This window comes from Nonomuraea sp. ATR24 (assembly GCF_041950485.1).
GTDB classification, from domain to species: Bacteria; Actinomycetota; Actinomycetes; order Streptosporangiales; family Streptosporangiaceae; genus Nonomuraea; species Nonomuraea ceibae.
On record NZ_JBGNUU010000036.1, the window covers coordinates 41,558 to 50,667 of the forward strand.

A 9,110-nucleotide genomic window follows, 5' to 3' on the forward strand; every position below is an offset into this window, starting at 1 on the left:
GGTTCCGGTACCGATCGCCAGTCACCTGCATCTGCCAGGCTCGTTCGCCTGCCGTGAGAACGGTTACAGCGGATCTCCCGGCTAGATGTACTGCCCATAGAGGTTGAGTACGGGGACGACACAGACTAGCGGGGTCCGGTCGATGCGCTCCCAGCTACACCAGCCCCGGCGACGGTATGGCGTCCGGACCACGGGGTGAGTAGGCAAACTGCTCATAGCCAGCTGCCACACTCCGCGAGGTGCCGGACATTTACCAGGTGTCAGGCACCTTTCGGCAAGGAGACTCTGTGACACACCGAGATCGCTTCGAAGCGGTCTATGACGCGTATTACCCGGCGATACACCAGTACGCCGCCCGCCGTACCGGTTCGCCCGACGACACGGCCGACGTCATCTCCGAGACGTTCCTCACCGCCTGGCGGCGCATCGGCGACGTGCCCGAGGGTGAGGAGGCGCTGCTGTGGCTGTACGGGGTAGCCCGCCGCGTACTGGCCAACCAGCAGCGCGGCGAATCCCGCAGGGCCGTGCTCACTGAGCGGCTACGTGCGGAACTGGCAGCCGACCGGCCGGTCAGACCGGTTGATCTGGACCATGTTCGCGCCGCCTTCGACGGGTTACCCGAACGCGACCGCGAGGTCCTGGCACTGGCCTGCTGGGAGGGCCTGACCAGCCAGCGGATCGCCAAAGTTTTGGGTTGTACGGCTATTGCCGCCCGGACCCGGCTGCATCGGGCGCGCAAACGGATGGCGGCGGCGCTGGAGCGGCAGGCGTCCTTGACAATCGCGATGGGGGAAGCATGAGCGACATCGACAACCTGGTAAGGGCCATCGACCCGGCACCACACGCGCCGGATCAGGGGCCCGGCGCGCGCGAACTGCGTGCGGCGATCATGGCCACTCAGACGCGCCCGCACCGGACGGTCCGGCGTCTGCCGTGGCGGGCCGGTGCTATCGGACTCGCAGCGGCCGCGGCCGCGGCCGCGACGGCGGTCTTCCTTGGCCAGGTCACCCTCACCGCATCGCCCTCTCCCACGGTCACACCCGGCGGCACCGTCCTGTCGGGCACGTCGATCCTGCTGGCCGCCGCTGCCAAGGCCCAAGCCGCCCCAGAAGGCGCCTACTGGCATCTCAAGCAGCTGTACGTGGGCTCGGCGGGACCGTACGGCCAGAACGGCACCACCTATCGTCTGGAAACCTCGTACCTCTCGGAGACGTGGGTGGCCAAGGACGGTCGAGGCTGGATCGGACGCAGGCAGTTGGCCGCACGCCCCCTGGATGTGGAGGCATGGCGCCGGGACGGCTCGCCGACCGAATGGGAGATGGGGAAGGACGGCGGCGTCTACTCCACCGCGCCCGGCGAGGGCATGCTCACCCGGCTAAAGGGGGAGCAGAGGCTCTACTGGAGTGCCATGCCCCTGACCCTGAAGGAGATCGAGGCGCTGCCCGTCGACCCCGAAGCGCTGAAAAGGCGGGCCGCTGAGGCGATCCGTAGCGATCAGGATTTCGCCGGTTCGGTGGAGGACGGCCTGCCGCCCACCTTGGCATCACTCCTGTACGAGCTGCCCGCCTCCCCGCAGGTGCGCAGCGCCGCCTACCAGGCGCTGGCGACGCTGCCCGCAGTGCGGGTCGAAGGCCGGACCACCGATCCGCAGGGGCGGCCGGGCGTCTCCGTGACCTTCCCGATCCAGATGGGCCAAGCCACCCAGGGCAGACTGATCATCGACCCCGACACCTCCAAAGTGCTGACTTTCCAAATCACCGGTGGCATGCCGCAGGTAAAAGACCGGGTCACCATGGTGCTGGAGTCAGGCTGGACTGACACCCGGCCATCCCCGCCCTCCGCCGACTGAAGGCCGCGGGGACTGTAAAAAATAACGGCGGATCTGATGATCAAGGAAGAGAAGCTTGATGTCCAAGACCGCCGTGGAGTCGCTGCCCATGAACGAACTGCCTGTCGAGCCGGACCGCTCGATGACGGACGAGCAGCTGATCTCGATGCTCGTCAATCGGGCCCGTAGTGAGGGGCTGCGGCTGATCGGCGAGGGTGGCCTGCTGCAGCAGCTGACCAAGCGGGTGCGCAGCGGCAACAGCCGCAACGGCAGCCGCACCAAGACCGTGGTGACCGACGGTCAGCCCGGTGGAGGTTCGGATGCCGCGGCATGTGGCGGGCACCTTCGAGCCCCAGCTGGTGCGCAAGCGGCAGCGCCGGCTGTCCGGCGTGGACGAGATGGTCTTGTCCCTGTCGGCCAAGGGGCTGGCCCATGGGGAGATCTCCGCCCATCTGGCCGAGGCCTACGGGGCGAACGTGTCCAAGCAGACCATCTCCACCATCACCGGACAAGGTCATGGACGGCATGGCCGAATGGCAGAACCGGCCGCTCGATCGCGCGTACCCCGTCCTGTTCGTGGACGCGATCAACGTCAAGATCCAAGACGGTCACGTCGCCAACCGGCCCATCTGCCTCGTCATGGCTGTCACCGTCGAAGGGCACCGCGACATCCTGGCATCTGGGCCGGCGACGGCGGCGAGAACGCCAAGCACTGGCCGATCACGTTGAAGGAGCTGAATCAAGTGAAGGCCAGAGCAATGAGCAGGTAGACCGTGATGGAAATCAGGTCCTGGGCGACGGTCGCCAGGGGCCCGGAGCCGAAAGCAGGGTCATGGCCCAGCCGGTTGAGCAGCCAAGGCAGGCCCATGGCCAGCATGGAGGCCACGGAACAGGCGGCAAACAACGCGATGGCCGCCGTCATGGCCACGCCCGTATCGCCATACAGCAGGGCAAAGGGCAGGAAAGCTGCTGCCATCGCGAGGCCGATGATCAGCCCGGTGATCGCTTCTCCTCGGGCCAGCCGGCGGACGGAGACTCCCACCGACAGGCCCCGCACGACCACCGCCTCCGTCTGGGTGCCCACGGCATCAGCGAGGTAGACCACGCCCGGCAGGAAGAATGCCAGCGTCACGTTGGCCGAAAGGCGCTCTTCGAAGGACCCGACGATGCCCGCCGATACCATCGCACCGGCCAGCCCGATCATCAGCCAGGGAATACGGTGCAGGAAGCGGCGCCGCACCGACTCCTCAGCGGCGCTCCTGGCCTTGAGGCTCCCGCTCAGCCTGGCAAGGTCCTCATCGTGCTCCTCCAGCAGGACACGCAGTAGCCGGCGCCGGGGGATGAGCCCTTGGAATCGGCCATCTTCAGCCACGACGGCCAGACTGCTCTCTCCGTGCTGCACAGCTCGCCAGGCTGCCACCTCCTGATCCACGCCGGGCAGCACGATAGGCGGATCAAGATCGGCCAGTTCCGCCAGCGGAGTGTCGTGCGGTGCGGCAAGCAGATGCTCGATAGGGATCATCCCCGTGAGACGTCCTGCCGCATCCAGGACGACGATGTCAGAGGCACTGTCGAACCTCTCGCCCAGCAGTCGCTCGCGTGCCTGGCCTGCGGGCACATCCGGGGCGAACACAGGGACATGGGTGACGACATGCTCAACGGCTGTGGCCATGCCGCCATGATGCCGGGAACGGACTGGCCGGTCAGCAACACCGATGACTGAACGGCAGGATCGCAGAGTCAAGCTCCGCCCCACATGGGGAAGTTGATGATGTCGTCGTGCCTCCAGTGCAGCTCGTCGTGCACGGCCACCACACCGTCGATGCTCTCGGCCATGCGGACGGCGGTGATGGCCTTGCTGTGCTCGTCGAACGTTCCCGACAGCGTGACGACACCGCCGGTCACCGTGACCTCGAGCCCGGTGACGCCGCCTCGTCCGGCGTGGATCGCCTGCCTGACCTGACGCTCGATGTCCTTGTCGGGACGGAGGAAGACCTTGATCAGATCGCGTCGGGTGATGATCCCGACAAGCTTGCCGTCGGTGTCGACGACGGGCAGACGTTTGACGCCGTGCTGGTCCATGATCCGGGCGGCCACGACTACGGAAGTGCCGGGGGTGGTGACGTGGGCGGGGGACGTCATCAGTTCGCCGGCGGTCTCGCCTAATGCCTTGTAGAAGCCGCTGCCTTCGCTGCTGACGGCGTGGCGGATGCGGGCGCGCAGTGGTGGACGGTAGGCGTCGCCGTAGTACCGCGTCTTGAACTCCTGCTTGGCCAGGAGGTCAGCTTCGGAGACGACACCCTTGACGTGGTAGGCCTCGTCGACGACGGGCAGGCCGCTGACGCCATGCTCGACGAGCTGCTCGGCGACGGTGTGGAAGGAGGCGTTCTGCTCGACTGCTGTCACGTCGGTCGTCATCACGTCCTGGACGGTGGTTCTCATGGCTGCTCCTTGACATGTCTCACCCGGGTGATTCCGGGCACGGTGTGGGCGAGGAGGTCGGCGATGTGGTCGTCATACTCATGTGGCGGGCCGCTCAGCTCCGCAACGCCGTCGCGCACGGTGACGTCCCAGCTCGGGCCCGAGGGGTAGTGTTCGCGCAGCGCCGTCACGACGGCTTCACGCAGCTCGGAGTCCGGACGGGCAAGCATGGAGATCAGGTCGCGGCGGCTGAACATGCCGACGATCGCGTCACCTCGGACGACAGGCAGGCTCTTGATCCGCCGGCTGACCATGAGGTCGATGGCGGCGGTGACATCGGTGGTCTCGGCGACCGTCGTGACGCGCTCCGTCATGACCTCCGTCACGAGGCGCGGCGGGGGTTCGGGCGAGGCTCCGGCGGGCCGGATGGTGGCCCGCGGATCGGGCTCGAACTCGCCGCGCAGCAGGTCCAGCTCGTTGACCACGCCGACCAGGCGGCCGGTGTGATCGACGACGGGGGCGGCGGTGATGTCGTGTTCGTGCAGCACCCGGATGGCCTGCCGCACGCGGTCGGTGCGGCGGACCGTGATGACCGGGCTGCTCATGACTTCGCGTACGAGCATCGCTACTTGGCCTCCCACTTGCTGTCGTCGGTCTTCCACATCACCTTGTCCACCACGTCCACGACACCGTTGACGCGGGTGGCCAGGCGGGCGGCGAGGCCGGCCTCGGTGCGGCGCTCCATCCATCCGGACAGCGTCACCACACCGTCGGTCACCTCGACGCGTACGCCTGAGGTATCTACCCACAGGGCTCGGTCGAGGATGTCGTCGCGAATCTCGGCGGCGATGGCGTCGTCGCTGCGCAGGAACAGCTTGACCAGGTCGCGTCGGCTGACGATCCCGGCCAGGCGACCCTCGGCGTCGAGAACCACGAGGCGCTTGACATCGCGGGCGTCCATGAGGCGCGCGGCGGCCGCGACCGGCGCATCAGCGGTGATGCTGATCGGCGGACTGGTCATCAGTTCGGCGGCGGTGTCGCCTTCCGCCTTCTGTCGGCCCTTGGGGTGGCGCAACCGTGCGCGCAGCGGCGGCCGGTAGCCCTCGCGATAGAACTGCTCGCGGAACTCTTCCTTGCGCAGCAGGTCGGCCTCCGACACCATGCCGATTACCTGCTTGTCGTCCACTACCGGTACGGCGCTGATGGCGTGCTCGATCAGAGTCTCGGCGATGTCCTTGAACGGCGTGTCAGCGGTGACGGACACGACGCCGGTCGTCATCACGTCTGCGACGGTCTTGCGCATGGTGGGTCAGCTCCTTCTGTTGGTCTTCCATCGCTTTCATCACAGCTCCGGGAGCGAGTGCGATGTAGGGCCGGAAGTCCCGGACGGCTGCAGTCGTTGGTCAGCGCAGGCGCCGGAGCAGTGGTGAGGGCGGGGGATCACAGGCGGCCAGTCTGTGCGCGCGTCCACCGTGGTCGCGCCTTCCGGTGTGACGACGACCGGGTTGAGGTCGAGCTCGGCTACCTGGGGGAGGTCCTCCAGCAGCCGGCCGACGCGTTCGAGTTGCCCGGCCAGGGCCGGTATGTCGACGGGTGGCGAGCCGCGGTAGCCATGCAGCAACGGGGCACAGCGCAGTTCTTCGATCATGGCTGCCGCGTCCGCGACGGGCGGTACGCGGAAGGCGCGGTCAGCCAGGAGATCGGCCATCACCCCGCCCATCCCGACCATGACGAGCGGTCCGAAGGCGGGGTAGTTGACGCCGCCGATGTCGCTCTTGTGCACCGGGCCCTTGGCCTTGAGCACGATGGGAAAGCCGATCCGCGCGCCTGCCGCCGCGGCCGCCTCGGCGTCTTCCACCTCCGAGGATCGCACCGGTCTCGGCGAATCTCAACGTCAGCACCACCAGTCCGGCCACTCCGGCGCTCGCGCAGTCTCGTGCCACCTCCAGTACGTGCCGGGCGGGGACGGCCACGACTGCCAGATCCACGCCATCGGGGACCTTGGCCTGGCACGGCTGCCCGGCCACCTCGGAGGCCTTCGGGTTCACCGCGTGGATCGGCCCGGGGAAGCCGCCGTCGAGCAGATTGCGCAGCACCTTGTGTCCGACGGCGGCCTCGTTTCGGCTTGCGCCGATCACCGCGACGGAACGGGGGGTGAGCACCCGCGCCAGGGACGCCATTTCGGCCTCGTGATCGCGAGCGGCGATGCTCGCACGGAGCCGCAAGGTGGTCTTGACGGCGATGCATCGCGTGGTTCTCGGCCAGCACGTCGGCCACCAGTTCCCGCACGCCGTGCTCGGCAGCGTCCAAGGCGGCGTGCTCGAGCAGCAGCGTACCGAGGCCGTGTCCGTGGACGGCGTCGTCCAGGAGAATGGCCAGATCGGCGGTGCGACTGTCGACGGGAATGTACTCGGCGAGTGCGACCAGCCGCCCCCGGAAGCCGGCCACCAGCGCGCGGCCACGATATTTGACGCTCGTCAGACGGTCCATGTAGGCGTGTGCCGTGTTGCGGCCACCGGTGAAGAATCGCACGTACGCCGAGCGCTCCGACGAGCGGTTCACCAGCTCGTGCAGAGCCTGGCGGTCAGCGGGCAGCAGTGGACGGACGTGGGCGATGCCACCGTCGCGTAGCAGTACGTCGTATCCCTCGGACATGGCAGATCTCCTCTTGTCCCGGTCTCAGGCGGCGCCGAGCTCGGTCGCGGGGCGGCGTGGGCTGCGGGCCACGGGCGGTCCGTAGCCGAGGCGGATGATCATCTGGGGATGGCCGCGCCGGTGGTGGGGGTCGCGGCGGTTACGCATGTCCCGCAGGTCGAGTGGCTGATTCAGGAACGACGCCGACACGTTGTGCTTGGTGGCGACCAGGAGCACCCGCTGCAGAGCTTGACCCGCCCGCAGCCAGTCGACGGGCCGATCGCCCATGGTGGTCAGCACCGCGAGTTGTGGCCGTGCCTCGAACCGTGCCTCGCCGTACTGCCGCCCGAAGTCCCGCACAGGCGCCGGGTCCCGCAGCGCGTGTGGCCCGTGTGCGTAGCCTGGAACGCCGTCGTAACGTGCGCCCGGCATCGTCCACGCGGCCAGTTCGGCGCGGTAATCGTGGTCGCGGGTCAGCTCGTCCTCGGCGATGGCGGCATAGTCCAGCATGTCGGCCGTGGCGTGGCGGTCGAGGAGCACCAGACCTGCGCCCTCCCGTGAGGCGGCCTGGCGAAGCTCGGCCAGCACCGCACGTGGCAGAGCACGATCGGCGAAGGGCCGGCGGCTGGTGCGGCGTGCCGGAATGAGGTCGAACAGCTCGCGACACCTTTCCGGTACGGGCGACGCCGGGCCTACGCGCACGGCCGCCAGCAACTCGGGCTCTTCCTCGGTTGACGGCAGCAGCCACACCATCGGCCGCTGCCCCGCCGTTCGCATGGCCAGGCGGAGGTTGAACAGGGCCGCGCCGCAGCTCACGTACTGGTTGCGGCCACGCGGATCGCTGATGCGCAACCGCCGTTGGGGATCGGCGAGCACCTCGATGAACTCCCGGCCGACCACGCGGAAGCGCCAGGGCTGGGTGTTGAGTACCGACGGCGCTTGACCCGCCGCCACCAGCAGCCGCCGGACGCCGAGCTCGTGAGCGAGTGAAACGGACATCACGCACCTCCTACGCCGACGCTTCCGTATCGGATCGGCGCCAGGTGAGTGCCTGACGGCCCACACCCGCCTGCCGAAGGTCCCTGCTAGGCAACCAGCGGGGAGAGGACCAAGGTCCTCTCCCCGAGAGGCGTACGGCACTCAACGCGAGCGGCTCGGAACGATGAGATGTAAGCGAGACAAGGCCGCACAGCACAACGGAAAGGGAGGCCCGCCATGGCCACCACCATGCACAAGCCCGTGATGGAAACCAGCGCCGGCAAGGCGGCGCGGACCCCCGTCGACTATGTCTGGGCGGCTGCCCGGATCGCGATCGGGTGGGTGTTCCTGTGGGCGTTCCTGGACAAGACCTTCGGATGGGGATTCGCCACTCCGGCCGAGCGGGCCTGGCTGGCGGGCGGCAGCCCGACGACCGGGTTCCTGAAGGGCACGGGCGAGAACGCGCTCGGCGGCTTCTTCTCCGGCCTGGCCGGTCAGGCGTGGGTGGACTGGCTGTTCATGACCGGTCTGCTCGGCATCGGCCTGGCGCTGATCCTGGGCGTCGGCACCCGGATCGCCGCAGGCGCCGGCACCGCCATGCTGGTCCTGATGTGGGCGGCCGAGCTGCCCCTGGCCAACAATCCCTTCATGGACGACCACATCATCTACTCGATCGTCCTCATCGGCCTCGCCCTCACCGGCGCCGGGACAACGTTAGGGCTCGGCAAGCTGCCCATCGTCCAGCGCACCCCCTGGCTCAAGTAGCCGATCGACTCACCCGCCCGCCCCGCACCCGGGGGCGGGCGGGTTGTCGTTTGCGCCGGTAGTCCTCGCGGTAGCTGCCCTTGGTGGTCCCGTCAGTACCGTCCTCCGCGCCGGGAGGGAAACCGCGCACGATGCCCGCGCGTGGCGGGGAGCGGCTCCGGCCTGCTGCGGTGCGCCGGCCGTCCCTGTGCGTCTCCGATGCACTCGATGGGGCCACCGCGCGAGTGGTCAGACGCTGGTCACGCCGTGGGCGCGGAACTGGGCGTGGACCCGGCTGAGCAGAGCCTGATCGGGGGGTGCGACGTGCGCCAGGGGGAAGCGCAAGCCGAGGCGTTCGTACTTGGCTGTGGCCATGCGGTGGGCTTGATCCGGTTTGACGGACATCCGAGATCAGGGGTTCGTCCCCGGAAGGATGTCCATGATGGAGAGCATGGGGAAGAAGAAGCCGCGTCCTCGCCGCTCGTTCACGCCGGAGTTCAAGGCC

10 protein-coding genes and 3 pseudogenes are annotated in these 9,110 nt (G+C 68.2%); 4 read left to right on the forward strand and 9 right to left on the reverse strand.

Going from position 1 to position 9,110, the window contains the following annotated elements; genetic code table 11:
- The first annotated feature begins 287 nt into the window (after positions 1-287).
- From ACBI99_RS44285 to ACBI99_RS44295, 3 genes and pseudogenes are all read left to right on the forward strand, one after another.
- Positions 288-800, forward strand: a complete 513-nt coding sequence (locus ACBI99_RS44285; RefSeq protein WP_357634467.1) for an RNA polymerase sigma factor — start codon at positions 288-290, stop codon at positions 798-800.
- Positions 797-1,849, forward strand: coding sequence for a CU044_5270 family protein (locus ACBI99_RS44290; protein ID WP_375075248.1), 1,053 nt, complete (start codon positions 797-799; stop codon positions 1,847-1,849). Before ACBI99_RS44285 ends, ACBI99_RS44290 begins: the two co-directional genes overlap by 4 nt.
- Before the next feature lie 232 nt (positions 1,850-2,081).
- Positions 2,082-2,565, forward strand: a pseudogene (locus ACBI99_RS44295) (transposase); the annotation flags it as partial.
- A 2-nt stretch (positions 2,566-2,567) separates the two neighbouring features.
- On the opposite strand, the gene ACBI99_RS44300 reads toward ACBI99_RS44295, so the two are convergent.
- From ACBI99_RS44300 to ACBI99_RS44335, 8 genes and pseudogenes are all read right to left on the reverse strand, one after another.
- Positions 2,568-3,500 carry a magnesium transporter gene (locus ACBI99_RS44300; protein ID WP_375075249.1) on the reverse strand — a complete coding sequence of 311 codons (933 nt, stop codon included), beginning with the start codon at positions 3,498-3,500 and terminating at the stop codon, positions 2,568-2,570.
- 68 nt (positions 3,501-3,568) lie between these two features.
- A complete protein-coding gene (locus ACBI99_RS44305) occupies positions 3,569-4,270 on the reverse strand; it encodes a CBS domain-containing protein (RefSeq protein WP_375075250.1) in 702 nt (233 codons plus the stop codon).
- Complete coding sequence (locus ACBI99_RS44310) at positions 4,267-4,872, reverse strand: HPP family protein (RefSeq protein ID WP_375075251.1); 606 nt, start codon at positions 4,870-4,872, stop codon at positions 4,267-4,269. The genes ACBI99_RS44305 and ACBI99_RS44310 overlap by 4 nt, the downstream gene beginning before the upstream one ends.
- Before the next feature lie 2 nt (positions 4,873-4,874).
- Positions 4,875-5,552: a CBS domain-containing protein gene (locus tag ACBI99_RS44315; protein WP_375075252.1), complete on the reverse strand. Its 678-nt coding sequence runs from the start codon at positions 5,550-5,552 to the stop codon at positions 4,875-4,877.
- 39 nt (positions 5,553-5,591) lie between these two features.
- Positions 5,592-6,107 (reverse strand): acetate--CoA ligase family protein, encoded by a 516-nt coding sequence (locus tag ACBI99_RS44320; protein ID WP_375075253.1) that lies wholly within the window; start codon positions 6,105-6,107, stop codon positions 5,592-5,594.
- Positions 6,108-6,201: 94 nt separating this feature from the next.
- Positions 6,202-6,429: pseudogene (locus ACBI99_RS44325) on the reverse strand (CoA-binding protein); the annotation flags it as partial.
- 118 nt (positions 6,430-6,547) lie between these two features.
- Positions 6,548-6,904 (reverse strand): annotated as a pseudogene (locus ACBI99_RS44330) (GNAT family N-acetyltransferase); the annotation flags it as partial.
- A gap of 24 nt (positions 6,905-6,928) precedes the next feature.
- Entirely contained in the window at positions 6,929-7,882 is a 954-nt protein-coding gene (locus tag ACBI99_RS44335) for an Acg family FMN-binding oxidoreductase (protein ID WP_375075254.1), read from the reverse strand.
- 216 nt (positions 7,883-8,098) lie between these two features.
- Between ACBI99_RS44335 and ACBI99_RS44340 the strand changes: the two genes are divergently transcribed.
- Positions 8,099-8,626: a hypothetical protein gene (locus ACBI99_RS44340; RefSeq protein WP_375075255.1), complete on the forward strand. Its 528-nt coding sequence runs from the start codon at positions 8,099-8,101 to the stop codon at positions 8,624-8,626.
- 228 nt (positions 8,627-8,854) lie between these two features.
- On the opposite strand, the gene ACBI99_RS44345 is transcribed toward ACBI99_RS44340, so the two are convergent.
- The gene (locus ACBI99_RS44345; protein WP_375075256.1) at positions 8,855-8,980 is read right to left on the reverse strand and encodes a hypothetical protein; all 126 of its coding nucleotides are present in this window, start codon (positions 8,978-8,980) and stop codon (positions 8,855-8,857) included.
- Positions 8,981-9,110 lie beyond the last annotated feature (130 nt).

Excerpts from the sequence above, each read along its gene's own strand:
- ACBI99_RS44340 (WP_375075255.1), top strand. The coding sequence starts at position 8,099 with ATGGCCACCACCATGCACAAGCCCGTGATGGAAACCAGCGCCGGCAAG.
- ACBI99_RS44300 (WP_375075249.1), bottom strand. The coding sequence starts at position 3,500 with ATGGCCACAGCCGTTGAGCATGTCGTCACCCATGTCCCTGTGTTCGCC.
- ACBI99_RS44345 (WP_375075256.1), bottom strand. The coding sequence starts at position 8,980 with ATGGCCACAGCCAAGTACGAACGCCTCGGCTTGCGCTTCCCCCTGGCG.
- ACBI99_RS44335 (WP_375075254.1), bottom strand. The coding sequence starts at position 7,882 with ATGTCCGTTTCACTCGCTCACGAGCTCGGCGTCCGGCGGCTGCTGGTG.
- ACBI99_RS44310 (WP_375075251.1), bottom strand. The coding sequence starts at position 4,872 with ATGCTCGTACGCGAAGTCATGAGCAGCCCGGTCATCACGGTCCGCCGC.
- ACBI99_RS44315 (WP_375075252.1), bottom strand. The coding sequence starts at position 5,552 with ATGCGCAAGACCGTCGCAGACGTGATGACGACCGGCGTCGTGTCCGTC.
- ACBI99_RS44305 (WP_375075250.1), bottom strand. The coding sequence starts at position 4,270 with ATGAGAACCACCGTCCAGGACGTGATGACGACCGACGTGACAGCAGTC.
- ACBI99_RS44290 (WP_375075248.1), top strand. The coding sequence starts at position 797 with ATGAGCGACATCGACAACCTGGTAAGGGCCATCGACCCGGCACCACAC.